Annotated in this window: 24 protein-coding genes and 1 pseudogene; 14 read left to right on the forward strand and 11 right to left on the reverse strand. The window is 62.9% G+C overall.

Annotation, left to right across the window (positions count from 1 at the left end; translation table 11 throughout):
* Positions 1–134 precede the first annotated feature (134 nt).
* The 7 genes and pseudogenes from ACQ4LH_RS05980 to ilvD form a co-directional block, all read left to right on the forward strand.
* Positions 135–326: pseudogene (locus tag ACQ4LH_RS05980) on the forward strand (TOBE domain-containing protein); the annotation flags it as partial.
* Between the two features lie 26 nt (positions 327–352).
* Positions 353–1426 carry an ABC transporter substrate-binding protein gene (locus ACQ4LH_RS05985; RefSeq protein WP_430696376.1) on the forward strand — a complete coding sequence of 358 codons (1074 nt, stop codon included), beginning with the start codon at positions 353–355 and terminating at the stop codon, positions 1424–1426.
* A 54-nt stretch (positions 1427–1480) separates the two neighbouring features.
* On the forward strand, positions 1481–2713 hold the full coding sequence (locus ACQ4LH_RS05990; RefSeq protein WP_430696377.1) for an ABC transporter permease: 1233 nt from the start codon (positions 1481–1483) through the stop codon (positions 2711–2713).
* A 10-nt stretch (positions 2714–2723) separates the two neighbouring features.
* Positions 2724–3578 (forward strand): ABC transporter permease, encoded by an 855-nt coding sequence (locus tag ACQ4LH_RS05995; protein ID WP_430696378.1) that lies wholly within the window; start codon positions 2724–2726, stop codon positions 3576–3578.
* A gap of 277 nt (positions 3579–3855) precedes the next feature.
* Positions 3856–5202 (forward strand): magnesium transporter, encoded by a 1347-nt coding sequence (mgtE, locus tag ACQ4LH_RS06000; RefSeq protein WP_430696379.1) that lies wholly within the window; start codon positions 3856–3858, stop codon positions 5200–5202.
* Positions 5203–5273: 71 nt separating this feature from the next.
* Complete coding sequence (locus ACQ4LH_RS06005; RefSeq protein WP_430696380.1) at positions 5274–5966, forward strand: MgtC/SapB family protein; 693 nt, start codon at positions 5274–5276, stop codon at positions 5964–5966.
* A 269-nt stretch (positions 5967–6235) separates the two neighbouring features.
* Entirely contained in the window at positions 6236–8083 is a 1848-nt protein-coding gene (gene ilvD / locus ACQ4LH_RS06010) for a dihydroxy-acid dehydratase (protein ID WP_430696381.1), read from the forward strand.
* Between the two features lie 50 nt (positions 8084–8133).
* Here ilvD and ACQ4LH_RS06015 read toward each other — a convergent pair whose 3' ends face one another.
* The 3 genes from ACQ4LH_RS06015 to ACQ4LH_RS06025 all read right to left on the reverse strand — a co-directional run bounded on the left by ACQ4LH_RS06015 (position 8134) and on the right by ACQ4LH_RS06025 (position 10698).
* Positions 8134–8781 (reverse strand): YitT family protein, encoded by a 648-nt coding sequence (locus ACQ4LH_RS06015; RefSeq protein ID WP_305589039.1) that lies wholly within the window; start codon positions 8779–8781, stop codon positions 8134–8136.
* A gap of 157 nt (positions 8782–8938) precedes the next feature.
* The gene (locus ACQ4LH_RS06020) at positions 8939–9451 is read right to left on the reverse strand and encodes a dihydrofolate reductase (protein ID WP_430696382.1); all 513 of its coding nucleotides are present in this window, start codon (positions 9449–9451) and stop codon (positions 8939–8941) included.
* A gap of 71 nt (positions 9452–9522) precedes the next feature.
* Entirely contained in the window at positions 9523–10698 is a 1176-nt protein-coding gene (locus ACQ4LH_RS06025; RefSeq protein ID WP_430696383.1) for a diguanylate cyclase, read from the reverse strand.
* A 171-nt stretch (positions 10699–10869) separates the two neighbouring features.
* Here ACQ4LH_RS06025 and ACQ4LH_RS06030 point away from each other — a divergent pair, with 171 nt between their 5' ends.
* Both ACQ4LH_RS06030 and ACQ4LH_RS06035 read left to right on the forward strand, forming a co-directional pair.
* A complete protein-coding gene (locus ACQ4LH_RS06030; RefSeq protein ID WP_430696384.1) occupies positions 10870–12264 on the forward strand; it encodes a DUF2868 domain-containing protein in 1395 nt (464 codons plus the stop codon).
* Complete coding sequence (locus ACQ4LH_RS06035; RefSeq protein ID WP_430696385.1) at positions 12257–13624, forward strand: DUF3482 domain-containing protein; 1368 nt, start codon at positions 12257–12259, stop codon at positions 13622–13624. The genes ACQ4LH_RS06030 and ACQ4LH_RS06035 overlap by 8 nt, the downstream gene beginning before the upstream one ends.
* Positions 13625–13661: 37 nt before the next feature.
* Here ACQ4LH_RS06035 and ACQ4LH_RS06040 read toward each other — a convergent pair whose 3' ends face one another.
* Genes ACQ4LH_RS06040 through ACQ4LH_RS06050 form a run of 3 tightly spaced genes read right to left on the reverse strand, consistent with a single transcriptional unit; the run spans position 13662 to position 16048 of the window.
* Positions 13662–14456 carry a thymidylate synthase gene (locus ACQ4LH_RS06040; protein WP_430696386.1) on the reverse strand — a complete coding sequence of 265 codons (795 nt, stop codon included), beginning with the start codon at positions 14454–14456 and terminating at the stop codon, positions 13662–13664.
* The gene (gene lgt, locus ACQ4LH_RS06045) at positions 14453–15256 is read right to left on the reverse strand and encodes a prolipoprotein diacylglyceryl transferase (RefSeq protein WP_430696387.1); all 804 of its coding nucleotides are present in this window, start codon (positions 15254–15256) and stop codon (positions 14453–14455) included. The genes ACQ4LH_RS06040 and lgt overlap by 4 nt, the downstream gene beginning before the upstream one ends.
* 9 nt (positions 15257–15265) lie before the next feature.
* Positions 15266–16048 (reverse strand): sulfite exporter TauE/SafE family protein, encoded by a 783-nt coding sequence (locus tag ACQ4LH_RS06050; protein WP_430696388.1) that lies wholly within the window; start codon positions 16046–16048, stop codon positions 15266–15268.
* Between the two features lie 122 nt (positions 16049–16170).
* Here ACQ4LH_RS06050 and ACQ4LH_RS06055 point away from each other — a divergent pair, with 122 nt between their 5' ends.
* Together ACQ4LH_RS06055 and ACQ4LH_RS06060 are read left to right on the forward strand one after the other, a co-directional pair.
* Complete coding sequence (locus tag ACQ4LH_RS06055; protein ID WP_430696389.1) at positions 16171–16539, forward strand: hypothetical protein; 369 nt, start codon at positions 16171–16173, stop codon at positions 16537–16539.
* A 3-nt stretch (positions 16540–16542) separates the two neighbouring features.
* Positions 16543–17289, forward strand: a complete 747-nt coding sequence (locus ACQ4LH_RS06060) for an NRDE family protein (protein ID WP_430696390.1) — start codon at positions 16543–16545, stop codon at positions 17287–17289.
* A gap of 6 nt (positions 17290–17295) precedes the next feature.
* Here ACQ4LH_RS06060 and ACQ4LH_RS06065 read toward each other — a convergent pair whose 3' ends face one another.
* Genes ACQ4LH_RS06065 through ACQ4LH_RS06075 form a run of 3 tightly spaced genes read right to left on the reverse strand, consistent with a single transcriptional unit; the run spans position 17296 to position 20956 of the window.
* Entirely contained in the window at positions 17296–18165 is an 870-nt protein-coding gene (locus ACQ4LH_RS06065; protein ID WP_430696391.1) for a DUF6929 family protein, read from the reverse strand.
* Positions 18166–18178: 13 nt separating this feature from the next.
* Positions 18179–20458, reverse strand: coding sequence for a phosphoenolpyruvate--protein phosphotransferase (ptsP, locus tag ACQ4LH_RS06070; protein WP_275960325.1), 2280 nt, complete (start codon positions 20456–20458; stop codon positions 18179–18181).
* A gap of 18 nt (positions 20459–20476) precedes the next feature.
* Positions 20477–20956 (reverse strand): RNA pyrophosphohydrolase, encoded by a 480-nt coding sequence (locus ACQ4LH_RS06075; RefSeq protein ID WP_339408998.1) that lies wholly within the window; start codon positions 20954–20956, stop codon positions 20477–20479.
* Positions 20957–21111: 155 nt separating this feature from the next.
* Between ACQ4LH_RS06075 and ACQ4LH_RS06080 the strand changes: the two genes are divergently transcribed.
* On the forward strand, positions 21112–21765 hold the full coding sequence (locus tag ACQ4LH_RS06080; RefSeq protein ID WP_430696392.1) for an HAD family hydrolase: 654 nt from the start codon (positions 21112–21114) through the stop codon (positions 21763–21765).
* Positions 21766–21895: 130 nt separating this feature from the next.
* Here the strand turns inward: ACQ4LH_RS06080 and ACQ4LH_RS06085 are convergent, their stop codons facing one another.
* Together ACQ4LH_RS06085 and ilvA are read right to left on the reverse strand one after the other, a co-directional pair.
* Positions 21896–22336 (reverse strand): DUF2269 family protein, encoded by a 441-nt coding sequence (locus tag ACQ4LH_RS06085; RefSeq protein WP_430696393.1) that lies wholly within the window; start codon positions 22334–22336, stop codon positions 21896–21898.
* Positions 22337–22353: 17 nt separating this feature from the next.
* Positions 22354–23868 carry a threonine ammonia-lyase, biosynthetic gene (gene ilvA, locus ACQ4LH_RS06090; protein WP_430696394.1) on the reverse strand — a complete coding sequence of 505 codons (1515 nt, stop codon included), beginning with the start codon at positions 23866–23868 and terminating at the stop codon, positions 22354–22356.
* A 158-nt stretch (positions 23869–24026) separates the two neighbouring features.
* Here ilvA and rpiA point away from each other — a divergent pair, with 158 nt between their 5' ends.
* The gene (gene rpiA / locus ACQ4LH_RS06095; protein WP_233683340.1) at positions 24027–24701 is read left to right on the forward strand and encodes a ribose-5-phosphate isomerase RpiA; all 675 of its coding nucleotides are present in this window, start codon (positions 24027–24029) and stop codon (positions 24699–24701) included.
* A gap of 116 nt (positions 24702–24817) precedes the next feature.
* Positions 24818–26602 carry a GspE/PulE family protein gene (locus ACQ4LH_RS06100; RefSeq protein ID WP_430696395.1) on the forward strand — a complete coding sequence of 595 codons (1785 nt, stop codon included), beginning with the start codon at positions 24818–24820 and terminating at the stop codon, positions 26600–26602.
* Positions 26603–26615: the final 13 nt, after the last annotated feature.

The raw sequence follows: 26615 nt of genomic DNA on the forward strand, positions 1-26615 counted from the left end.
GGTTGTTAAAAAGAGMCGGGCAAAGGCCCAACCGCCGCGGAGGCCGCCCMCCCCCCCGGGGTGYCGNACNCCGCCGGRAAAACCCCCCCTTNCCCCCCCCCCCGNGGSCCCCSCCGNGCACNCCRGGTCNSKGGCGCTTTTNCACCCCCCGCCACTATGTCGGCGAATACATCCGCTACCACTTCGAAACCGCTGACGGCACCGAGCTGGTGGTGAAGAACATGAATGACAGCAGCGCCCCGCAACTCAGTGCCAAGGAAGAAGTCGCCCTGGCCTGGCTGCCGCAAGACAGCCAGGCCCTGGATCGCCCCGTAACAACCCCCTGACCTATAAGAAGCAATGGAGCACAGCAATGGCTAGAACACTGACTACCCGCTTTTCCACCTTCGCTTTAGCTGCCGCGCTAGGCACGGCAAGTTTCGCCGCCAGCGCCGAGGAAACCCTGACTGTAGTGTCATGGGGCGGTGCCTACGGCGCGGCCCAGCAGAAACACGTTATCGACCCGTTTATGAAAGACACCGGCAACAAGGTGCTGTTCGAGGATTACACCGGCGGTGTAGCCGAGATCAAAGCTCAGGTCGAGTCCGGTAATATCCAGTGGGACGTGGTCGACTTCGAGGTGATCGACCTTGAGCGCGCCTGCTCCGAAGGCCTGCTGGAAAGCATTCCACGCGACATCCTGCCGGCCGGTATCGACGGCGTTCCGGCTGAGAAGGACTTTATCCCCGAAGCCCTGGCCAGTGAGTGCGCGGTCGGCAACATCGTCTGGTCGGTGGTCTTCGCCTACAACGAGAAAACCATCGGCGGCACCAAGGCCGCGAGCATCACCGACTTCTTCGACACCAGCAAAATCCCTGGCAAGCGCGCCCTACGCAAACGCCCACAGGTGAACATGGAGTGGGCGCTGCTGGCTGATGGCGTACCGCCGGCTGAAGTCTACGACGTGCTGTCCACTCCAGAAGGCCAGGCCCGTGCCTTCGCCAAGTTGGACACCATCAAGAAGGACATCGTCTGGTTCGACTCCTGGTCGCAGGCCCCACAACTGCTCAACGATGGCGGCGCGGTGCTGGTGCAATCGGCCAACGGCCGCTTCTATGACGCCATCCGCCAGGAAAACAAACCTTTCGTTATCGTCTGGGACGGCCACGTCTACGACCTCGACGCCTGGGCCATCGTCAAAGGCTCGCCGAAAAAAGACCTGGCACTGAAATTCATTGCCTACGCCACTGGCTCCACCCCACTGGCCGGCATGCCGGACGTGGCCTACGGCCCGACGCGCAAATCCTCCATGCCGCTGGCCGACCAGAGCGCCACACCGCACCTGCCGACCGCTCACCTGAGCAAAGGCATCCAGGCCGGTTCGGACTTCTGGGCTGACTATGGCGAATCCCTCGGTGAGAAATTCAACGAGTGGCTGTTGAAGTAACCCGCTATGACCCCTCTCCTGCCGGAGAGGGGTCAGGATTTTCGGAGTAACGCCTTGTCCTCCCTCACGTCTACCGAAGCCAGCCAAGCCTCCAGCGCCCGCAACAAGAAGCGCCTCACGGCCTTTCTGTTTGTCGTGCCACTGCTGGTGTTTATTCTGCTGACCTTCGTCGCACCGATTGCCAGCATGCTCTGGCGCAGCGTCCACCACCCGACGGTGGCCGCCCTGATTCCGCTGACCCTGAGCGAGCTGCAACGCTGGGACGGCAAAGCGATTCCTGATGAGAAAACCCTGAGTGTGTTCGCCCAGGAGCTGCATAGCCTGGCCAAAGAGCGCCAGTCCGGCAAATTGGCCGAAGAGTTCAACCGCGCCTCGGCGGGCATGTCCAGCGTGGTCAAGGCCAGCGCGCGCAAACTCAGCCGGCTGCAAGATGCGCAATTGCAGCAAGAGGGCGCCGACATCCTGCTCAAGTCGCACCGCAACTGGAGCAAGCCGGAAATCTGGTACGCCATCCAGCGCGCGGGCAAACCCTACACCTATGACTATTACCTGACCGCGCTCGACCTGGAGCTGCACCCCGAGCAGGGCATTCAGGTGCGCGAAGACACGCAGATCTACCTGCAGCTGTACAGCAAGACCCTGACCATGGCGCTGGTCATCACCATCTTCTGCGCGCTGCTCGGCTACCCACTGGCCTACTACCTGGCCGGCCTGCCGGAGAACCGCGCCAATCTGCTGCTGGTGCTGGTGCTGCTGCCGTTTTGGACGTCGCTGCTGGTGCGCACCACGGCCTGGATCGCCCTGCTGCAGACCAACGGGGTGATCAACTCCTTCCTCCTCGGCATCGGCGTGATCGGCCAACCCATCGAGATGCTCTACACCTCGTTCGCCACCGTGGTGGCGATGACCCATATCCTGCTGCCGTTTATGATTTTGCCGCTGTACAGCGTGATGCGAGGCATCGACCCCAGTTACCTTCGCGCGGCGCTGTCGCTCGGCGCGCGGCCGATTCCGGCATTTCTGCGCATTTATTTTCCGATGACCCTGCCCGGCCTAAGCGCCGGCGCGCTGCTGGTGTTTATCATTTCCGTGGGCTACTACATCACCCCGGCACTGGTCGGCGGCACCGATGGGCAGATGATCAGCAACATCATCGCCTTCCATATGCAGCGCTCGAACAACTGGGAACTGGCCGCCGCGCTGGGCTCCCTGCTGCTCGGCCTGATTCTGCTGCTGTACTGGCTGTACGACCGTTTTGTCGGCGCCAGCAATATCAAACTGGGCTAAGGAACAGACGATGAAGATTCCCGCCTACTACGGCTTCTGGCATCACCTCGGCGCCTGGTTCTTGAAGACCAGCTCCTGGCTGGTGCTGCTGTTTCTGATCCTGCCGATCCTGGTGATCATCCCGCTGTCGTTCAACGTCGAGCCGTTCTTCAGCTTCACCGAAGGCATGCTCACCCTGCAGCCCGAGGCATACTCGCTGCGCTGGTATAGCGCCATCTTCAGCGACGACAAATGGCTGCTGGCAATCAAGAACAGCTTTCTGATCGGCATCTTCGCCACCCTGATCGCCACCGTGCTGGGCACCTGCGCCGCGGTCGGCCTGGCTCGCGACGATATGCCGATGCGCCGGCTGATCACCGCCCTGCTGCTGTCGCCGATGATCGTGCCGCTGATCATCACCGCCGCCGGGATGTTCTTCTTCTATTCGGATCTGGGTTTGGCCGGCAACTACCTCGGCGTGATCATCGCTCACGCCGCGCTGGGCACGCCGTTCGTGATCATCACCGTGACCGCCACCCTCACCGGTTTCGACTACAGCCTGGCGCGCGCTGCACTGAATCTGGGGGCTACGCCGCTGCGGGTGTTCTTTGACATCATCATGCCGCTGATCCGCCCCGGGGTGATTTCCGGCGCGCTATTCGCCTTTATCACCTCGTTCGACGAGGTCGTGGTGATCCTGTTTATGGCCGGCCCGCAGCAACGCACCATCCCCCGGCAGATGTTCTCGGGCCTGCGCGAGCAGATCAACCCGAGCATCCTGGCCATCGCCACCCTGCTGATTCTGGTGTCCATCGCCCTGCTGGTGACCATCGAACTGCTGCGCCGCCGCGCCGAGCGCATGCGTGGGATTGAGCTGATCGAGTAAACCCTACCCCGAGTCGTTCAGGCCAGCTGAACCTGACCTGAACGACTGCGCCAAAACCTCTCCAGCCGGTTGACCGGCTACCCCTCGCTGCCTACCATCGCGCCGCCGCATAAGCGGTATCAGAGATCAGACCTTAATGGACCTTCCCAGTTATTGCCCCTTAGTGGCTACAACTTGGCAACCGGCGTACCCGTCAACGGCACGTCTGCGGGCCCGTATCAGCACGTTCTGATCACGGCTCTCCAGGCACGCATGGCGTGTGCCCAGGAGAGCAACAATGAATGTCTTCACCCTTGCGCAGAACCTGCGCGTCGCCCTGCTGCAGAACGACCCAGGCAACGCCTTGGCAGCCGTGCACAGCCTGCAGCCGGCCGACCTCGCTGACACCCTCGACCTGCTGGAAACCCACCTGGCCTGGCGTATACTCGAGCAATTGCCGGCCAAGCGTCGCGCCGACGTCTTCGGCTACTGCGCCACGCCCCAACAACTGGCGCTTAGTCATCACCTGCAACGCACAGAACTGGTGGAGCTGGTCGCCGCCATGTCTGCCGACGAGCGTGCCGATCTGTTCAATCAGATGGATGACGAATTGCGCGCCACCTTGCTACCGGCCCTGGCCCAGGCTGAACGCGAAGACCTGTGCAAGCTGGCCGAATACCCCGAAGGCTGCGCAGGTGCGCTGATGACCTCGGCCTATGCCACCCTGAGCGCGGATATGCGCGCAGACCAAGCCATCGACGCCTTGCGCCTGGGTGCGCCGGATGCGGAAACCCTGTACCAGAGCTATGTCATCGACAGCCAGCGACGGCTGCTCGGCACCGTGTCACTGCGCCAGCTGATCCTCGCACCGGCCGACACACCGATCAGCCAGCTGATGGTGCGCGAGGTGATCAGCGCCCAGGTCAACACGTCCCAGGAGCAGGTGGCCAAACTGATCGAGCGCTATGACCTGCTGGCGCTACCGATCACCAATGGCGGCGCGCAACTGGTGGGTATCGTCACCTACGACGACGCCATGGATGTGGTAACCGCAGAAGCCACGGTGGACTTCCACAAAGGCGCGGGCGTCAGCACTCTGATCGGTAATCTGAAGGACGCCAGCGTCAGCCTGCTCTACCGCAAGCGGGTGTTCTGGCTGGTGCTGCTGGTATTCGGCAATCTGTTTTCCGGGGCCGGCATCGCTGCCTTTGAAGACGTGATCGCCGCCAATATTGCCCTGGTGTTCTTCCTCCCGCTGCTGGTCGACAGCGGCGGCAACGCCGGCTCGCAATCGGCCACCCTGATGGTCCGCGCCCTGGCCACTGGCGAGGTGGTGCTGCGTGACTGGCTCGGCTTGCTGCGCCGCGAATGTGTGGTGGCGTTGGCGCTGGGCATCACCATGGCTGTTGCCGTATCGCTGCTCGGCCTGCTGCGCGGCGGCCCGGAGATCGCCCTGGTGGTCGCCAGCAGCATGGTGGTGATTGTGCTGATCGGCAGCCTGATCGGCATGAGCCTGCCTTTTGTACTCAACCGCCTGGGCCTCGACCCGGCCACCGCCAGCGCCCCACTGATCACCTCAATCGCCGACGCCTCGGGCGTGCTGGTGTACTTCGCCATCGCCAGCCAGGTGCTGAGCCTGAACTGAGCCCACAGACAGCTGGCCGCAATCGGCCAGCTGTTTGCCTTGGCATGTCCTGTGGCATGCCGGAGCACGTTATGGATCACCTATTAATAGTCGCCAACCTGCTCACGGCCTTGTTGCTCGGCGCGCTGATCGGCATCGAACGGCAGTGGCGTCAGCGTCTTGCCGTGCTGCGCACCAATGCGCTGGTGGCACTGGGCGCAGCCAGCTTTACCGTGTTTGCCAGCCTCAACCCCGCAGACGCCAGCCCGTCTCGAGTCGCCGCCCAGGTGGTCTCCGGTATCGGTTTTCTCGGTGCCGGCGTGATCATGCGCGAGGGCCTGCATATTCGCGGCCTGAACACCGCGGCCACGCTCTGGTGCGCGGCCGCCGTTGGCTTGCTCGCTGGTGCCGGGCAGCTGCTGGTCGCTGCCCTGGTCAGCGCGCTGATCCTCATTGCCAATGTGCTGCTACGGCCACTGGCGGGGTTTATCAACCGCCAGCCCGAGGCGCACCGCGAAGACGATCAGCAGTATCTGATTACCGTGGTCTGCCGCGCCGAACAGGAAGCGCATATCCGCGCCCTGCTGTTACAGAGCGCCAGCGGCGGTGGATTACGCCTGCAGCGCCTGGACAGCCGCGATCTCGAAGGCGGCGACCGGGTCGAAGTCAGCGCCCTGCTGCTGTCGACACAGCGTAGCGATCAACTGCTTGAGCGCAGCGTCGGCCGCCTCAGCCTGGAACCCAGCGTCAGCGCCGCGCGCTGGCGGATCGCCGCCAGCGACTGACAAGACCCACACCGCTGGGCATACCGGCCTTCCTTGCGAGCGCGCCGAAGGATTAGAATCGGCGCTCTCCTGCCCTATCCAGGCGGACCTTGTAGCCCGGCCACGCCAGCGCCCACCCCGCGCCAGGCAGCGCCCCGGCCCGGTAAATGCGCACATGCGTTTGCCTTGGGCCTGAACCCGGCTCAACATACGCACCAACAGCCCGTTGCCCGCACAGCGCCCTCGCCTGTGCACGCGTGACCTGAATAGCCTTTGCAGGATTTATCGCCATGCCTGATTACCGCTCGAAGACCTCCACCCACGGCCGCAATATGGCCGGCGCTCGCGCCTTGTGGCGTGCCACCGGGATGAAGGACGAAGACTTCAAGAAGCCGATCATCGCCATCGCCAACTCCTTCACCCAGTTCGTGCCCGGCCACGTCCACCTGAAGGATATGGGCCAGCTGGTAGCCCGCGAGATCGAGAAACACGGCGGCGTGGCCAAGGAATTCAACACCATCGCAGTCGATGACGGCATCGCCATGGGCCACGACGGCATGCTCTATTCGCTGCCGAGTCGCGAGATCATCGCCGACTCCGTGGAGTACATGGTCAACGCCCACTGCGCCGACGCCATCGTGTGTATCTCCAACTGCGACAAGATCACCCCCGGCATGCTGCTGGCATCCTTGCGCCTGAATATCCCAGTGATCTTCGTTTCCGGCGGGCCGATGGAAGCCGGTAAAACCAAGCTGGCCAGCCACGGCCTGGACCTGGTCGATGCCATGGTGATCGCCGCCGACGATTCGGCCAGTGACGAAAAAGTCGCCGAATACGAGCGCAGCGCCTGCCCAACCTGCGGCAGCTGCTCTGGCATGTTCACCGCCAACTCGATGAACTGCCTGATGGAAGCCCTTGGCCTGGCCCTGCCGGGCAACGGTTCCACGCTGGCCACCCACAGCGACCGCGAGCAGCTGTTCCTGCAAGCCGGCCGCACTGCCGTCGAGCTGTGCAAACGCTACTACGGTGAAGGCGACGAGTCGGTGCTGCCGCGCAATATCGCCAACTTCAAGGCGTTCGAGAACGCCATGACCTTGGACATCGCCATGGGTGGCTCGACCAACACTATCCTGCACCTGCTGGCCGCCGCGCAGGAAGGCGAAGTCGATTTCGACCTGCGCGATATCGACCGCCTGTCGCGCAAAGTGCCTCAGCTGTGCAAAGTCGCACCGAACATCCAGAAGTACCATATGGAAGACGTGCACCGCGCCGGCGGCATCTTCAGCATCCTCGGCTCGCTGGCCCGTGGAGGCCTGCTGCACACCGACCTGCCAACCGTGCACAGCAAGACCATGGCCGAAGCCATCGCCAAATGGGACATCACCCAGACCGACGATGAGGCCGTGCACACCTTCTTCCGCGCCGGCCCGGCCGGTATCCCGACCCAGACCGCGTTCAGCCAGAGCACCCGCTGGGATACCGTGGATGACGACCGCGAAAACGGCTGCATCCGCAGCGTCGAGCATGCGTATTCGCAAGAGGGCGGCCTGGCCGTGCTCTACGGCAATATCGCCCTCGACGGCTGCGTGGTGAAAACCGCCGGTGTGGATGAATCGATCCATGTCTTCGAAGGCACCGCGAAAATCTTCGAGAGCCAGGACAGCGCCGTGCGCGGCATCCTCGCCGACGAAGTGCAAGCCGGCGATATCGTCATCATTCGCTACGAAGGCCCGAAAGGCGGCCCGGGCATGCAGGAAATGCTCTACCCGACTTCCTATCTGAAGTCCAAAGGCCTGGGCAAAGCCTGCGCCCTGCTCACCGACGGCCGCTTCTCCGGTGGCACCTCGGGCCTGTCGATCGGCCACGCTTCGCCGGAAGCCGCTGCAGGCGGCGCCATCGGCCTGGTGCGTGACGGCGACAAGGTGCTGATCGACATCCCCAACCGCACCATCAACCTGCTGGTCAGCGATGAAGAAATCGCCCATCGCCGCCACGAGCAGGACAAGAAGGGATGGAAGCCAGTGGAACAGCGTCCGCGCAAAGTCACCACGGCGCTCAAGGCCTACGCCCTGCTCGCCACCAGCGCCGATAAAGGCGCGGTACGCGACAAGGCGATGCTGGACAAACTGATGCCGTAAACCAGCGCGCAGCACACAAAAAGCCCGGCCTAGTGCCGGGCTTTTTGTTGTTAGCTCACGCCCATATAGCGCCCGGCGCGGTGATTGATCGCCAGCACCATATTCAGCGCCAGCGCACCGAGGATCGACAGCGCCACCTTGTCCAGCGGTACGACCATTACCGCGCCCAGTACGATCAGCACATCGATGCCCATCTGCACCTTGCCGGCACGCAGGCCGAAGCGCTCCTGCAGGTACAGCGCGAGGATATTCACCCCGCCGAGGCTGGCGCGATGGCGGAACAGCATCAACAGCCCCAGGCCCATGGCGAAACCACCAAACAGCGCGGCATACACCACGTTCAGGTGGGTGAAGCCAATCCACTGCGGGGTCAGTTCAGCCAGCAGCGAAACCAGCCCCACCGCACAGAAGGTGCGCAGGGTAAACGGCCAGCCCATGCGCCAAATGGCCAGGGCGTAGAACGGCAGGTTGATCAGAAAGAACACCAAACCGAACGGCCAGCCGAGCAGGTACTTCATCAGAAAGGCCAAGCCAACGGTGCCGCCCGTCAGCAAGCCCGCCTGGCTGTAGAGGGTGATCCCCAACGCCACCATGGCCGTACCCAGCAGCAGCGCCAGACCATCTTCCCAGAGGGGGTGGCGAATAAAGATCGCAGCAATACGATCCGGCTCGGCGTGATCGGCATCAGCGTCATGCATGGGGAACAACCTGTAGAGGGCAAACGACAATAGACAGCGTAGCGGCCAGCAAGGCATGCGTTAACGCTACGCAACAACGACCCGCAGAGTGGCACGCCATACCGGCGCCCACCTTGGCGGAGATCAATGCAGCACTGAAAAACTCAGCCCGAACGGGCTATTTGCGATCCCACACCTCAAACACATAGCCCGGCGTTTCCAGCCCCTCCGGGTGTTCGATGGCGGAAGACAGGTGCCAGTCAGCATCGGCCACTTCGGGGAAGTAGGCATCGCCCTGGGGGCTGATACCGACGCGGGTCAGGTATAGACGGTCGGCCTGGGTCAGGCCCAATTCGTACAACTGTGCGCCGCCGATCAGCATCAGCTCCTCGGCATCCTCTTCGCGCGCCCAGACCTCGGCACGCTCCAGTGCAGCGTCGAGGCTGGCGAACACTTCCGCGCCTTCCAGCTGTAACCCGGGTTGACGGCTGACCACCAGATTAAGCCGGCCCGGCAACGGTCGACCGAGCGAGTCCCAGGTTTTGCGACCCATGATGATCGGCTTACCGAGGGTCAGCGCCTTGAAGTGCTTGAGGTCCGCAGGCAAGTGCCAGGGCAGTTGGTTATCGCGGCCTATTACGCGGTTTTCCGCGAGGGCGGCGATCAGGCAGAGGGGTAGGGAATTTTTCATAGCCGCGAGAATACCGTCTGCGTGGCGATCATTGAAGCCTTCCCGCCGAACCGGTTCTCCGTTCAGTTCGCTCACCCATCCTGCCGCTTACCCACCACGCGGTTGCGCCCCTGCTCCTTGGCCAGGTAGAGCGCGACATCCGCCAGGCGCAGGGCATCGCTCAAACTCTGATGGGGATACGGCGACAGGTAGGCCATGCCAATGCTCAGCGTGACCACGCCGGCCGCATCCGAGTGGGCATGCGTCAGACCCAAGGCTTCGATGGCGCTGCGGATGTCCTGCAGAATCGCCAGCAGCTGTGCTTCATCCAGGCCATACCAAACCCCCACAAACTCCTCGCCGCCATAACGCGCGGCGCAATCCAGCGGCCGCCGCGCATGCTCGCCGATCACTCGGGCAACCTGGCGCAATGCCTCGTCACCGGCCGCGTGGCCATAGTGGTCGTTGTAACGCTTGAAGAAGTCGACATCCATCATCACCACGCCCAGGGTCTGCTTTTCCCGTTGTGCCTGGCGCCAGCTACGTTCGGCACGCTCGGTAAAGGCGCGGCGATTAAGCAGCCCGGTGAGAAAGTCCTTCTCGGCAAGATCCTGCAGCAGGCCATGGGCGAGGAAGTTCTGCCGCGTGGCATATTCCAGGGAATAGCAGCCCACCGAGCCGATGATATTGGCCAGGGCGAGAAACAAGGCATTGTTCAGCAGCATCTCGCCTGCCAGACCGATGCTCAGTTCTACCGCCAGATACGCCACAAAAGTCAGCCAGCCGCACAACACTGCAGTGGTAAAACGCAGACCAGTGAGGAAATAGAAGAACACGGTAACCAGGATGATGCCCTCGTAGGGCAGCGCAAAACCGTGATAACGGGCCAGACCGATGATGCCCGCCACGGCCAGCCCGGAGAGCAACGCCACAATGCCGCCGATCAGCTGCAGGTGATCACGTAAGCCCGGTCGATAGGTGGCCAGCCAGGCCAGCAGCAGCATCGGCTGGATTATCCCCAGGCGCAGGGCGAGTATCCGGCCGCGCAGTGGGTCCGGCAGATTGATCGCATCCAGCAGGACAAACAGTAGCGCCAGCAGCGTGGCCACCAGCAATGACCAGCGCATACGCCGCAGGAACACGTTGGCGTGATAGCGCTTGAACGCCTGCTCCAGTTCATCGTCAAAACTCAGCGAGCGAAAGCCCTGCTGATGCTGACGCAGGTACGGCGAATCCTGATTGACCCACTCCAGGTGAGGTAACTTCACGATGGCACTCGCTTTTATTGTTATGCGTTCAGAGGCTGCTGACCGAGGCACACGGCCGTTCACTACCAGCAGCCTAGCTGGACTGGCCAGCGGAGTACACGCGAGCGCAACTGTGCCATGTGCCGGCCGCTGCGGTTATGCTCTGGCTTCCACCCGTTTATGGAACACCGCGTGAGCCCACTTGATAAACCCACGCCCAGCCGCCTGCAGCGCCTCTGGCTCAGTGAAACCATCCGCCTGCGCGAGGAACATGCCGGCCCACTGGAAGACAGCGAAGCCAACCGCCGCGCCCAGGCCCAGGGCGGCGCACTCGGCGAACGCATCCAGGCCCGCGCCTGGCTGCTGGGCGAACGCGACGGCCAGGTACAGGCGCTGCAGCACTGGCTGCAGGGCGCACGCCTGGCCGGGCTGCTGCTGGTACTGCTGGCAATCCTCAGCGGCAGCGGCCTGGCAGTGGCGGCGCTGGGCGATGGTTTACGCCCGGTCAATGTGTTCTGGGCCCTGGGCAGTCTGCTCGGGCTAAACCTGCTCCTGCTGCTGGGTTGGGCGCTGGGGCTGCTGCTAAGCCGCGACAGCGCGGGTGCCCTCGGCCATCTGTGGTTATGGCTGAGCGCCAAGCTCGCCCGCGATGCCCAGGCCGCACAGCTGGCCCCCGCCCTGCTGTTGATGTTGCAACGCCAACGCCTCAGTCGCTGGGGGCTGGGCGTGCTGGTGCAGGGCTTCTGGCTGCTGACCCTGCTTACCGCGCTGCTGACTCTGCTGGCTCTGCTGGCTACCCGCCGTTATGGCTTTGTCTGGGAAAGCACCCTGCTCGGCGGCGACAGCTTTATCGCCATGACCCAAGCCATCGGCAGCCTGCCGGCGCTGCTGGGTTTCAGCCTACCTGATGCTGAACTGATCCGCGCCAGCGGCGACAGCGCCCTGGCCAACGAAAACGCGCGACTAAGCTGGGCCGGCTGGCTGGTGGGCGTGCTGGTGGTCTACGGCATACTGCCGCGCCTGGGCCTGCTGCTGCTCTGCCTATGGCGCTGGCGCCAGGGTTCTGCGGCGCTGAGCCTGGACCTCAGCCTGCCCGGCTACAGCCTACTGCGCGAACGCTTGCAACCGAGTAGCGAACGCCTCGGCGTATGCGATGCAGCGCCAACGCAGCTGCATCAACCGCGGGCCGGCAACCACACCGAAGGCAGCCAGGGCGCGCTGCTGGTGGCAGTCGAACTGGACCCACAGCGCAGCTGGCCACCCGTTCTACCCAAGGGCATCGGCGATGCCGGGGTGATCGACAGCCGCGAACAGCGCAACCAGCTGCTCGACCAACTCAACCGCTTCCCACCGGCACGCCTGCTGATTGCCTGCGACCCACGCCGCTCGCCGGATCGTGGCAGCCTGGCGCTGCTCGGCGAACTAGCACGCAGCGCGGCCGCCACGCGCATCTGGCTGCTGCCACCGCCACCCGGCGAAGCACTGGACAGCGCGCGCCTGGGTGACTGGCATCGCGCGCTGGAGCAACTGCAACTGAGCTACAGCGACAGCGCGCCGTTCAGCTGGCTGGAGCATGGTCATGACTAAAGCCCTCAAGCTGGCCGTGGTCGGCCACACCAATGTCGGCAAGACCTCACTGCTGCGCACCCTGACCCGCGATGTCGGCTTCGGCGAGGTGTCCCATCGCCCCAGCACCACTCGCCACGTCGAAGGCGCACGGCTGTCGGTGGACGGCGAGGCGCTGCTGGAACTGTACGACACCCCCGGCCTGGAAGACGCCATCGCCCTGCTGGATTATCTGGAACGTCTTGATCGCCCCGGCGAACGCCTGGACGGCCCGGCGCGGCTAGCGCGCTTTCTCGACGGCAGCGAGGCACGGCAGCGTTTCGAGCAGGAAGCCAAGGTACTGCGCCAGCTGCTGGCCTCGGACGCCGGCCTCTATGTGATCGATGCGCGCGAGCCGGTGCTGGCCAAATACCGTGATGAGCTAGCCGTGCTGAGCATGTGCGGCCGGCCCTTGCTGCCGGTGCTGAACTTCGTCAGCAGCAGCCAGCACCGCGAACAAGACTGGCGCGACGCCCTCGCCCGCCTTGGCCTGCATGCTCTGGTGTGTTTCGACAGCGTGGCGCCACCACTGGATGGCGAGCGCCGCCTATACGACAGCCTGGCGTTGCTGCAGGAAAAGGCCCGCCCGCAACTACAACGGCTGATTGACGATCACCTGGCGCAACGCCAATTGCGCAAAAGCAGCGGCGTGCGACTGATCTCCGAACTGCTGCTGGACTGCGCTGCCTGCCGGCGTAGCGTGGCGGCGCAAGCCGTGCTGGAACAAGGCGCCATCCGCGACCTGCATCAAACCATTCGCCAACGCGAGCAACGCTGCGTGGAAGCCCTGCTGCGCCTGTACGCCTTCCGCCAGGACGACGCCAAGGCCGGCGACCTGCCCTTGCTCGACGGCCGTTGGGGCGACGACCTTTTCAACCCGGAAACCCTCAAGCAGCTCGGCATCAATATCGGCGGTGGCATGGCGGCAGGTGCGGCCACCGGGGTGGGCGTCGACTTGCTGGTCGGCGGCATTACCCTCGGCGCAGCCGCGCTTATCGGCGCCGTGCTCGGCGGCAGCGCGCAGACCCTGCGCGGCTATGGCGCACGGCTGAAAGGCAAACTCAAGGGCCAGCGCGAGCTGACCGTGGACGACGCCGTGCTGCGCCTGCTCGCCCTGCGCCAGCAGCTGCTACTACAAGCGCTGGAAGCCCGCGGCCATGCCGCCGTCGACGCCATCAATCTGAGCACTCCGCAGGACGCCAGCTGGCGCGAAGGCAAACTGCCGGACGCGCTGCACAAGGCCCGCGCCCACCCCGAATGGTCCTCACTCAACCCCAGCGCACAACTGGAAGATGGCGAACGGCAAGAGCAGGTGCAGCAGTTGGCGGCGGAATTGCTCTAGCTTTGAAGGCATCGCGGCCATGGGCCGCGATTGACGATCAGACCGCGACGGGCGCCGGGATATGCGGATGGGCTTGGTAACCAACCAGCTCGAAGTCCTCGAACTTGAACGCCAGCAGATCCTTCACGTCGGGATTGAGCTTCATCACCGGCAGCGGCAGCGGCTCGCGGCTCAGCTGCAGGTCGGTCTGCTCGATATGGTTGGCGTACAAGTGGCAGTCGCCGCCGGTCCAGACAAAGTCACCCGGTTGCAGACCGCAGACCTGGGCCACCATCAACGTCAGCAGCGCGTAACTGGCGATGTTGAATGGCACGCCGAGGAAGATATCGGCCGAGCGCTGATACAGCTGGCAGCTCAGCTTGCCGTCAGCCACGTAGAACTGGAACAGCGCGTGGCAAGGCGGCAGGGCCATCTGCTCGACCAGCGCAGGGTTCCAGGCCGAGACGATCAGGCGGCGCGAATCCGGGTTCTTCTTGATCATCTCGATCAGCTTGCTGATCTGGTCAATCGACTCGCCGTTCGGCGCCGGCCAGCTGCGCCACTGGTAGCCATAGACCGGGCCGAGGTCGCCGTTTTCGTCGGCCCACTCATCCCAGATACGTACGCCGTTGTCCTTCAGGTACTTGATGTTGGTGTCGCCCTGGAGGAACCACAGCAGCTCATGAATGATCGATTTCAGGTGGCACTTCTTGGTGGTCACCAGCGGGAAGCCGTCAGCCAGGTTGAAGCGCATCTGATGGGCAAAAATGCTGTAGGTGCCAGTGCCGGTGCGGTCGCTCTTGAAGGTGCCGGTGTCGCGCACCAGGCGCATCAGGTCGAGGTACTGTTTCATTGCACGGCCTCCTGCGCAGCCTGGCGTTTGTAGGCATAGGCGATCAGACCCAGGCCGCCGAGCACCATCGGTACGCAAAGCACCTGGCCCATAGTCAGCCAGCCGCCGGCCAGGTAACCGAGCTGGGCATCCGGCACGCGGACGAACTCAACGATAAAGCGGAAGATCCCGTAGCACACGGCAAACATGCCGGACACTGCCATGGTTGGCCGCGGTTTACGCGAGTAGAACCAGAGGATGGCGAACAGCGCCACGCCTTCCAGGGCGAACTGATACAGCTGCGAGGGATGGCGTGCCAGCTGCTCGGGGTCGGTGGGAAAGATCATCGCCCACGGCACGTCGGTGGCCTTGCCCCACAGTTCGGCGTTGATGAAGTTGCCGATGCGCCCGGCGCCCAGGCCAATCGGCACCAACGGGGCGATAAAGTCCATCAGCTCGAAGAAGCTCTTGTTATTACGCTTGCCGAACCACCAGGTGGCCAGCATCACGCCGATCAACCCGCCGTGGAACGACATGCCGCCCTCCCAGATACGCAGCATGCGCACCGGTTCGGCGATATAGGCCGCCAGGTCGTAGAACAGCACATAGCCCAGACGGCCGCCGAGGATCACGCCCATGGCCACCCAGAACACCAGGTCGGAGAGCTTCTCCTTGTTCCAGCTTGGCGCAAAGGCGTTGACCCGGCGCGAGGCCAGCCACCAGGCGCCGCCGATGCCGATCAGGTACATCAGGCCGTACCAATGGATTTTCAGCGGGCCGAGGGCCAGTGCAACCGGGTCGATCTGCGGGTAAGGCAGCATTTCAATTCCTCAAATCAGAAAACTCAGGCCCACGCTAAACAGCAGCAGGGCAAACAGACGCTTGAGCAGGCGCGGCGACAGCTTGTGCGCCAGGCGTGCGCCGACACGGGCAAAGTACATGCTGGGAATCGCGATCCCCAGCAGCGCAGGCAAGTAGACAAAGCCCAGGCTCCACTCCGGCAACGCGGGCTTATCCCAACCCAGCCAGATAAAACTCAGGGCACTGGCCACTGCAATCGGCAAACCGCAGGCCGAAGAGGTAGCCACCGCCTGCTGCATCGCTACGCTGCGCCAGGTCAGGAATGGCACGGTCAGCGAACCGCCGCCAATCCCGAAAATCGCCGAGGCCCAACCAATCACGCCACCGGCCAGGGTCAGCGCCGGCTTGCCTGGGACAGTGCGGCTGGCTTTGGGTTTCAGCTCCAGGGCCATCTGCACGGCGATGATGATTGCGAATACGCCGATGATCTTCTGCAGCAATGGCCCCTGAATCGCCGCTGCAGTCATCGCGCCAAGCCCCGCGCCAAGCAGAATCCCCAGAGTCATCCAGGCAAATACCGGCCACAACACGGCACCTTTACGCTGATGTTCGAGCACCGAGTTGATCGAGGTAAAGATGATGGTCGCCAGCGAAGTACCCACCGCCAGATGCGTCAGAATCATCGGATCAAAGCCCTGCGCGGCAAAACTCAGCACCAGCACCGGCACGATGATAATGCCGCCGCCCACGCCAAATAACCCGGCAAGAGTTCCAGCTGCAGCCCCCAGGGCCAAATACAGCAGCAGTTCCATCAGCACCCCCGCAAACAATCCGGCATGGTAACGGATGCACAGGGCCGGACTCTACTTTGGGCGATGGATGTCAGCCCTGGCTTTGCGTAAAGTGCCTTCCATCGCCTGTGGAATAGACCAACATGCGCCCGACCCTGTACCTGAAGCTGAGCTGTAACCAGATGCACCTAACGCATCTGCAAAGTGGCCGCGTGCTGCACCTGCAGGCCGACCCTGCGTTCAGCAATCAGCGCCTGCTGGTGGCGGACTTTGCGGCAGCGCAGCAACTGCTGCAGCGCGGCGTCGAGGAAATCCTGCCCAAGCGTTTTCTGCGCCTGAGCCGGCCGCCGCAACTGCTGATTCAACCGCTGGAGCGCCTGGAAGGCGGCCTGTCGCAGGTCGAAGAACGCATATTGCTGGAACTCGGCCTCGGCTGCGGCGCGCGCAAAGTACGCCTGCACCTGGGTAACGAGCTGGACAACGCCGGCGTGCTGGCGAAGTTAAGGAGCTAACTCATGTGCCTGATCGTCCTGGCCTGGCGACCGGGCCATGCCCAGCCGCTGCTGCTGGCCGCCAACCGCGATGAGTTCTATGAACGTCCGAGCCAACCGTTGGCCGAATGGCCCGATGTACCGGGGGTAATTGCCGGACGCGATCTGCAGGCCGGCGGCACCTGGCTAGGCGTCGGCCCCGGCGGGCGCTTTGCCGCCCTGACCAATATTCGCGACCCCGGCCAGGCTCAAGGCAGCCGCTCACGGGGCGAACTGCCGGTGGCTTTTCTCGCCGGCAGCCACGGCGTCGAAGATTTTCTGCATCACCTGCACGAGCAGCGCCGGCACTACAGCGGCTTCAACCTGCTACTCGGTGACAGCCAGCAACTCTGGCACTTCAACTCCCTAACCGGACGCGCCAGGCCATTGGCGGAAGGCGTGCATGGCCTGTCGAATGCCGATCTGGATACGCCCTGGCCCAAGCTGCAGCGGGCCAAGCAGGCGTTGCACAACGGATTACATGAGCCGCATCCGCAAATGCTGCTCAAGCTGTTGGCCGACCCCACACGCGCAGCGGACGCTGAGCTGCCGCAAACCGGTATCGGCCTAACCGGCGAACGGCTGCTCTCCAGCGTGTTTATTGCCAGCGTCACCTACGGCACCCGCGCCAGTACTGCCTTGATCGTTAATGCCGACGGCAGCCGCGTGCTGGCCGAGCGCACGTTCGGCAGCCATGGCAGCTGTTTGGGTGAGATTGTGTTGCAGTGTTGATGCCGCTCAGTTGCTGAGGGCGAGTTCGCTGAATTCATCAAGGGTGAACAGCGGTGAGGCAATCGTCGGATCATCGGCATCGGCCACCAGCAGCGGCCGGCCATCGGCCTGGAAAGCCAGCCCTTCGATCTTTACCACAGGCGCCAGACGGTTCAGCTCAACGACGGTCAGCTGCGCATCGAGCCGCCCAAGCACACTACCGACGCAGGCACCGTCCAGGTAACTGGAGTCGGTAGCCTCCGCCGTCGCGGTGAAATACATCGCTCCACTGGGCGCCACGCTGAGATCGGTGAGGCTCAGTAGCACGCCGTCCAGCTCCGGCAATTGCAGCGGCACAATCCGCTGCAGCGCGGCAGCGCTCAGTTGTCCGTCCTGCAGATCGCGCAGCACCTGCGGCAAATCGAGCAGCACCAGAGCATTTTCCCGGCCGCGGCCATTGCCGCGCTGCGCCAGCAGTAACTGCCCGCCACAGACCACACCGCCTTCTATATTCAGATCCTGAAAGCGCTCAGCGAGCGCCCCATACAAGGGGCTGAGGTCGAGAACGCGCACACTGCCCGACTCAACCAGACAACCGCGACAGCGCCGTTTGGTCGACCCGGAGCCCAATGCCAGCAGGCTGCCTTCGGGCAATAACAGCAACGCTTCGAAATCCGGCTTAAGGCGTTTGCGCTGCTTGGCATCGGCGGGTAGCTCGCCAGGGAGCAGGGTCTGTTCGGCCTGCCAGTCGCCATTCAGGTTGTAGCGCTGCAGCACCAGCGCATCGTCAGCCAGTACCCAGAGGCTCTGGCCCTGACACACCAGCGCACTGGCCGCTGACAAGCGCAGGGTGGCGAGTTGGCGCAGCTGCAGAAAGTTATCCGCGAGGTTCAGCACGAGCGGCGCGTGCTCACGCCTGGATATCCGACGCGGGATTGATCATGCGGCCCAGGCCGAGGTTGCGCAGGGCCAGTTGCAGGGTGCTGTGAATCACCTGCGGGTTGTCGATGCTCATCACCTGGCCGAGCAACTCCTGGGCCTTGCCCATACTGATCTGGCGTAGCAACCACTTCACCTTGGGCAGGTTGGTGGCGTTCATCGACAGGCCGTCGAAGCCCATGGCCATCAGCAACACGGCGCACGCCGGGTCGCCCGCCATCTCACCGCAGATACTTACCGGCTTGCCTTCGGCATGGGCACCGGCAACTACAAGGCGCAGCGCTTGCAGCACCGCCGGATGGAGGAAGTCGTAGAGGTCGGCGACACGCGGGTTGTTACGGTCCACGGCCAACAGGTATTGGGTCAGGTCATTCGAACCAACCGAGAGGAAGTCGACTTGGCGCGCCAGTTCGCGCACCTGATAAACCGCCGCAGGAATCTCGATCATCACCCCAACCGGTGGCAGCGGCACGTCGGTGCCTTCGTCGCGCACTTCGCCCCAGGCACGGTGAATCAGGTGCAGCGCTTCTTCCAGCTCCTGAATGCCGGAAATCATCGGCAGCAGGATGCGCAGGTTGTTCAACCCTTCGCTGGCCTTAAGCATGGCGCGGGTCTGCACCAGGAAGATTTCCGGGTGGTCGAGGGTGACGCGGATGCCGCGCCAGCCGAGAAAGGGATTGTCTTCCTTGATCGGGAAGTAGCTCAGCGCCTTGTCGCCGCCGATATCCAGGCTGCGCATGGTCACCGGCAGCGGGTGGAAGGCGGCCAGTTGCTCACGATAGATCGCCAGCTGCTCCTTCTCGCTGGGGAAGCGCTCCTTGATCATAAACGGCACTTCGGTGCGATACAGACCAACGCCTTCGGCACCGCGCTCCTGAGCGCGCTTTACATCAGCGAGCAGGCCGGTGTTGACCCACAGCGGCATACGGTGGCCATCGAGGGTTTCGCACGGCAAGGCACGCAGCGCGTCGAGGCCCTGGGCCAGCTGGCGTTCTTCCTCGACCACTTCGGCGTATTGCTTGCGCAACACTTCGCTGGGGTTGGTGAACACCTCACCGTGGTAGCCGTCGACGATCAGCTGAATGCCGTCGATCTTCGAATACGGCAGGTCAACCACGCCCATGACCGTGGGAATGCCCATGGCGCGAGCGAATATGGCCACATGGGAGTTGCCCGAGCCCTGCACCGAGACCAAGCCGACCAGTTTGCCTTCCGGCACTTCGCCAAGCATCGCCGGCGACAGCTCTTCGCTGACCAGAATGCAGTTGTCCGGGTACACCAGGGTCTGCTGACGCGCCTGCTGCAGATAGGCGAGCAGGCGCCGGCCGAGGTCTTTGACGTCGCTGGCGCGTTCGCGCAGGTAGGCGTCGTCCATCAACTCGAAACGGTTGATGTGCTCGCCAATCACCTGACGCAGTGCACCCTGGGCCCACTGGCCGGTGCGGATGACCTTGACCACCTCGTTACCCAAGGCGGCGTCTTCCAGCATCATCAGGTAGACGTCGAACAGCGCGCGCTCTTCGGGGCGCAGCTGGGTGGCCATCTTCGCCGACAGCGCGCGCATGTCAGAGCGCACGCCTTCCAGGGCATTATTGAACAGAGTCAGCTCGGCGGCGATGTCGTCGACAGTCTTATCCGGCACCACTTCCAGATCGGCCGGCGGCAATACCACCACCGCTGTACCCACGGCCGCGCCAGGCGAGCCTGGCACGCCGACGAACTTGGCTTCCTGAATGCCCTTGCCCTGACGGCCCAGGCCGCGAATCGAGCCGGTGGCCTCGGCGTGGGCGATAACCCCGGCGAGCTGCGCGCTCATGGTCACCAGGAAGGCTTCTTCGCCCTCGTCGAACTGGCGCTGCTCTTTCTGCTGGATAACCAACACACCCATCACCTTACGGTGGTGAATGATCGGCGCGCCGAGGAAGGAGGCGTAACGCTCCTCGCCGGTCTCAGCAAAGTAGCGATAGCGTGGGTGTTCGGAGGCGTGTTCGAGGTTGAGCGGCTCTTCGCGCGTACCAACCAGGCCAACCAGGCCCTCGTTGGGTGCCATGCTGACCTTGCCGATGGCCTTCTTGTTCAGACCCTCGGTGGCCATCAACACAAATCGATTGGTTTCCGGGTCCAGCAGGTAGACCGAGCAGACCTGGCTGCCCATGGCCTCGCGCACCCGCTGCACGATAATGCCCAGCGCCGCCTTGAGGTCCTTGGCGGCATTTACTTCCTGGACAATCTTGCGCAGCGTATTGAGCATGCTTGGCTCTAGCCTGTGTCAGTCCCGCGCCAAGAGGCGCGGAGCGAGTTCCTTGAGGGCGCGACGGTAAACCTCGCGCTTGAATGTCACCACCTGGCCCAACGGGTACCAATAACTGACCCAGCGCCAGCCATCGAACTCCGGCTTGCCGGTCAGGTCCATGCGCACGCGGTCTTCTGTACCGGTCAAACGCAGGAGGAACCACTTCTGTTTCTGCCCGATACACAGCGGCTGGCTGTGCGTGCGCACCAGGCGCTGAGGCAGACGATAACGCAACCAGCCCCGGGTGCAGGCGAGAATTTTCACATCCTGCTGTTCCAGGCCAACTTCTTCGTTCAATTCGCGGTACAGCGCTTCTTCCGGCGACTCATGGTCATTGATCCCGCCCTGCGGGAACTGCCAAGCGTCCTGGTTTATCCGACGCGCCCACAGCACCTGGCCGACATCATTGGTCAGAATGATGCCGACATTCGGGCGAAAACCATCGGAATCGATCACGGCACACAACCTCGTAAACGCCTGAATTTAAGACATGCGGGCATTGTTCCACAAAGGCCGCGGCAGCAGCAACGCGAGCGGGGCGCGTAATAGGAATGACCTATAAAAGCCGTTATTCTGGCCGCCTTTCGTAGCTGGCAATCAAAGGTGCTCCCGTGCGTTTGGCTTTATTCGATCTCGACAACACCCTGCTCGGCGGCGACAGCGATCACGCCTGGGGCGATTACCTGTGTGAGCGCGGCATCCTCGACGGCATCGCCTACAAGGCACGTAACGATGCGTTCTATCAGGACTACCTGGCCGGCCGCCTGAACATCACCGACTACCTGAATTTCAGTCTGGAAATCCTTGGTCGCACGGAAATGGCCCAACTGGAGCAGTGGCACCGCGAATTTATGCGCGATTGCGTCGAGCCGATCATCCTCGCCAAAGGCGAAGCGCTGCTGGCCGAACACCGCGAAGCTGGCGACAAGCTGCTGATCATCACCGCCACCAACCGTTTTGTTACCGCGCCGATTGCCGCGCGCCTGGGGGTCGACACCCTGCTGGCCACCGAATGCGAAATAGCTGACGGCCGCTATACCGGGCGCACCACCGATGTGCCGTGCTTTAAGGAAGGCAAGGTCACCCGCCTCAATCGCTGGCTCGGCGAAACCGGCCTGAGCCTGACTGACAGCAGTTTCTACAGCGACTCGATGAATGACCTGCCGCTGCTGGAACAAGTCACTCGCCCATTCGCCGTCGACCCTGACCCAAACCTGCGCGCCGAAGCAGAGAAGCGCGGCTGGCCGGTTATCTCGCTGCGCTAAATCCGCTGCAATGAAAAAATGACCGGGAGACATTTTTAACGTCGCGCAGCGACGGCCCGAAGGGTGACCGCCAGGGATGGCGGGTCATAAAAACGCCGCCTCATAGGCGGCGTTTTTGTTTGGGTGTTGGTCAGACCGGCTTGGCGCCCATCAGCCCCATGATAACCAACAACAGCAATACGATCAGCCCGGCATACACCGCACAAAAACGCAGCAACTTGATCGGCGCAGGGCTACCACCCAAGGCCTGCCAGGCGGCCAGACGCCCATTGAGCAGTAGGCCAAACAGCACCAGCACACCGAACAGCACGCTACTGGCCAGCAGCCAGGTCTGCCCTAGCGGGAAGCCGGCCAAATTGACCAGCCACCAGCCACTGACCGGCAAGCTCAGAGCAAGCAGGCCAAATACAGGCAAACTGATCAGTTGGGTGCGTTTGAGCTTGCGCTGCAGCACAGCGCCATCGCCGCTGCGCGACGCCTTCCACAGCATAAACACGTGCGCCAGCACGCCCAGCAGCAATAGCACGCCCGGTGCACTGTGGAGAATTTTCAGCAGTTGGTAATGTTCCATCGATCAGCTCCTGCCGATTAACCTAAAAAGAGTTTGTATGCGGGGTTATCGCTTTCGTCCCAATAGGGGTAGCCGATGGCTTCCAGCGCCGCCGGTACAAGGTGACGTTCCGCCTGTGGCACTTGCAGGCCCGCCACCACGCGACCATCGGCAGCGCCGTGGTTACGGTAATGGAACATCGAGATATTCCAGCGCCCACCCAATTTCTGTAAGAAATTGAACAACGCACCCGGCCGCTCAGGAAACTCGAAGCGATATACACATTCATCCGGCACCGCTGCGGCATGACCGCCGACCATATGGCGGATATGCAGTTTGGCCAGCTCGTTATCGGTCAGATCCAGCACCGGGAAGCCCTGCTCGCGCAGGCCCTGCACCAGCGCCGCACGCGGGTCGTTTTCCGGGTGGGTCTGTACGCCGACGAATATGTGCGCTTCCTTGTCTTCGTGGTAGCGGTAGTTGAATTCGGTGATCTGCCGCTTGCCGATGGCTTCGCAGAACGCCTTGAAGCTGCCCGGCTGCTCGGGGATGGTCACGGCAATGATCGCCTCGCGCTTCTCGCCCAACTCGGCGCGCTCGGCGACATGGCGCAGGCGGTCGAAGTTGACGTTGGCACCCGAGTCGATGCCTACCAGCACCTGGCCGCTGCAGCCTTCGCGCTCGACGTACTTCTTGATCCCGGCCACGCTCAGCGCGCCGGCCGGCTCGGTGATCGAGCGGGTGTCGTCGTAGATATCCTTGATCGCCGCACAGATCTCATCCGTGCTGACGGTGATCACCTCGTCGACATGGTCCTTGCACACATCGAAGGTGTGCTGACCGATCTGCGCCACGGCCACGCCATCGGCAAACAGCCCGACCTGCGGCAATACCACGCGCTCGCCAGCGGCCATGGCGGCCTGCAGGCAGTTGGAGTCGTCCGGCTCAACACCGATGACCTTGATCTCCGGTCGCAGGTATTTCACATAGGCGGCGATACCCGCAATCAGCCCGCCGCCACCCACCGGCACGAAGATCGCGTCGAGCTTGCCCGGCTGCTGGCGGAGGATTTCCATGGCCACCGTGCCCTGACCAGCAATAGTGTGCGGGTCATCGTAGGGATGGATATAGATGTAGCCTTTCTCGTCCACCAGTTTCAGCGAATAGGCCAGCGCCTCGGGGAAGCTATCGCCATGCAGCACCACCTTGCCGCCCCGCGAGCGCACACCCTGCACCTTGATCTCCGGGGTGGTCTTGGGCATCACAATAGTGGCCTTGACCCCCAGCACCTTGGCCGCCAGCGCCAGACCTTGGGCATGATTACCGGCCGAGGCGGTGACCACACCGCGCGCCTGCTCTTCAGCGGAGAGCTGCGCCAGCTTGTTGTAGGCGCCACGAATCTTGAACGAGTACACCGGCTGCAGGTCTTCACGCTTGAGCAGAATCTGGTTGCCCAGACGCTCGGAAAGCTGGTTGGCGGCTTGCAGCGGAGTTTCCACCGCCACGTCATAGACGCGCGAGGTGAGGATCTTCTTGACGTACTGTTCGAGCATGGCGTGATCGCAGGCGGCTTTTCAGGGAGTCCGCGAGTCTACCCCAGCCCAGCGCCGAACGACCATACAAGGCACGGGGTTTTCCCGGCCGAAGGTCCGCTGGCTGCCCAGCCGCGCTATAATTCGCGCCTTTCCTCACTCCCACGCCAGGCCCCATGATGAACCAGGATCAACTCAAGCAAGCCGTCGCCCAGGCTGCTGTCGACTTTATTCTTCCCAAACTCGACGCCAAGAGTGTGATCGGAGTCGGCACCGGCTCCACCGCCAACTGCTTTATCGACGCCCTGGCCAAGCACAAGATGGAATTCGATGGCGCCGTCGCCAGTTCCGAAGCCACCGCCGCACGCCTCAAAGGCCATGGCATTCCGGTGTATGAGCTGAACACCGTCAGCGACCTGGAGTTCTATGTCGACGGCGCCGACGAGAGCGACGAGCACCTCAACCTGATCAAGGGCGGCGGCGCAGCCCTGACCCGCGAGAAAATTGTCGCCGCCGTGGCGCAGACCTTTATCTGCATCGCCGACGCCAGCAAGCTAGTGCCGGTACTGGGTGCCTTCCCACTGCCGGTGGAAGTGATCCCGATGGCGCGCAGCCATGTCGCCCGCCAGTTGGTCAAGCTTGGCGGCGATCCGGTGTACCGCGAAGGTGTGGTGACCGACAACGGCAATATCATCCTTGACGTGTTCAACCTGTCGATCACCAACCCGGCCGAGCTGGAAAGCCAGATCAACGCCATCGTCGGTGTGGTCACCAATGGCCTGTTCGCTGCCCGCCCAGCCGATCTGCTGCTCCTCGGCACCGCTGAAGGGGTAAAAACCCTCAAGCGCGCCTGACGTCTGGGCGGCAGAAGCTGGCGGCTGTGCAAAAATGGATCAAGTCGGCAGACAGCCCGCATACCAGGCGTCATGCTACCGGCATTGCTTAGTTTTCAGGATCGTCAGGGAGTTTTATGTCCGCATTCGTCTCGTCCGCCCATGATCGTCAGCTCGACCTCGGCGATCTGTTGCGTGAGCTGGTCGCCCAGGGCCGGACCAATCAGGACAATGCCGAACAATGCCTGGCAATCCGCCGCAGCGCGGTGAACAACCAGCAGCACCCGCTGGAGTTTCTTGCTGCTCAACAACTTGATGACCTGAAAAATCCAGGCAAAAAGCTTGAGCTGGAGGGGTTGACCAGCTGGCTGGCGGAACAATGCGGGCAACCCTTTCTGCGCATCGACCCGCTGAAGATCAATGTCGCCGCCATCACCCCACTGATGTCCTACGCCTTCGCCCAGCGCCACAAGATTCTCGCTGTGGCGGTGGACAACGACAGCGTGACCATTGCCAGCAGCCAGCCACTGGTAAACAGCTGGGAAGCCAACCTGATTCATGTGCTCAAGCGCCCGATCAAACGCGTGGTGTCCAGCCCTGCGGATATCCAGCGTTTTACCGTGGAGTTCTACCGCCTGGCCAAATCGGTCAGCGGTGCCTCGGCCGGCGACACTAAGATCAGCAGCATGGGCAACTTCGAGCAGCTGCTCAACCTAGGATCCCAGGACCAAGAGCCCGACGCCAACGACGCGCATATCGTTAATATCGTCGACTGGCTCTTCCAGTACGCCTTCACCCAGCGCGCCAGTGATATTCATATCGAGCCACGTCGCGAGCAGGGTAGCGTGCGTTTTCGCATCGACGGCGTGCTGCACACCGTTTACCAATTCCCGCCCCAGGTGACCATGGCCATCGTCAGCCGCCTGAAAAGCCTGGGCCGGATGAACGTTGCAGAAAAGCGCAAACCGCAGGACGGCCGGGTCAAGACCAAGACCCCGGACGGCGGCGAGGTGGAGCTGCGCCTGTCGACCCTGCCCACCGCCTTTGGCGAAAAGATGGTGATGCGGATTTTCGACCCGGAAGTGCTGCTGAAAAGCTTCGACCAGTTGGGTTTCTCCGCCGATGACCTGAAACGCTGGAAGAGCATGACCAGCCAGCCCAACGGTATCATCCTAGTCACCGGTCCCACCGGCTCGGGCAAGACCACAACGCTGTACACCACGCTCAAACAGCTGGCCACGCCGGAAGTAAATCTCTGCACCATCGAAGATCCGATCGAGATGATCGAAGGGGCCTTCAACCAGATGCAGGTGCAAAGCAATATCGACCTAACCTTCGCCAGCGGCGTGCGCGCACTAATGCGCCAAGACCCGGACATCATCATGGTCGGCGAAATCCGCGACCTGGAAACCGCCGAGATGGCGATTCAGGCGGCGCTCACCGGCCACCTAGTGCTCTCGACGCTGCACACCAACGATGCGCCGAGCGCCATTACCCGCTTGCTGGAGCTGGGCGTGCCGCACTACCTGCTCAAGTCCACCCTGCTCGGCGTGATGGCACAGCGCCTGGTGCGCACCCTATGTCCGCATTGCAAGGCGCCGCAGACCCTGGACGAAGACGGCTGGCAGAGCCTGACCAAACCTTGGAGTGCGCCGCTGCCAACTCAGGCCTGCAGCGCCGTCGGTTGCCTGGAGTGCCGCGACACCGGTTACCGCGGCCGCGCCGGGGTGTATGAAATCATGCTGATCAATGATGCGATGAAGCCGCTGATCACCGCCGACACCGACCTGGTTGCGCTGCGCCGGCATGCCTTCAAGGAAGGTATGCGCAGCCTGCGCCTGTCCGGCGCGCAGAAGGTCGCCGCTGGCCTGACCACTATCGAGGAAGTGCTGCGGGTCACTCCGCAAAGCGAGCAGAAATAGCCTTAGAGCGCGA

Origin of the sequence: Pseudomonas peli (assembly GCF_050563605.1) — a bacterium.
In the GTDB taxonomy this organism is placed as follows: domain Bacteria; phylum Pseudomonadota; class Gammaproteobacteria; order Pseudomonadales; family Pseudomonadaceae; genus Aquipseudomonas; species Aquipseudomonas peli_A.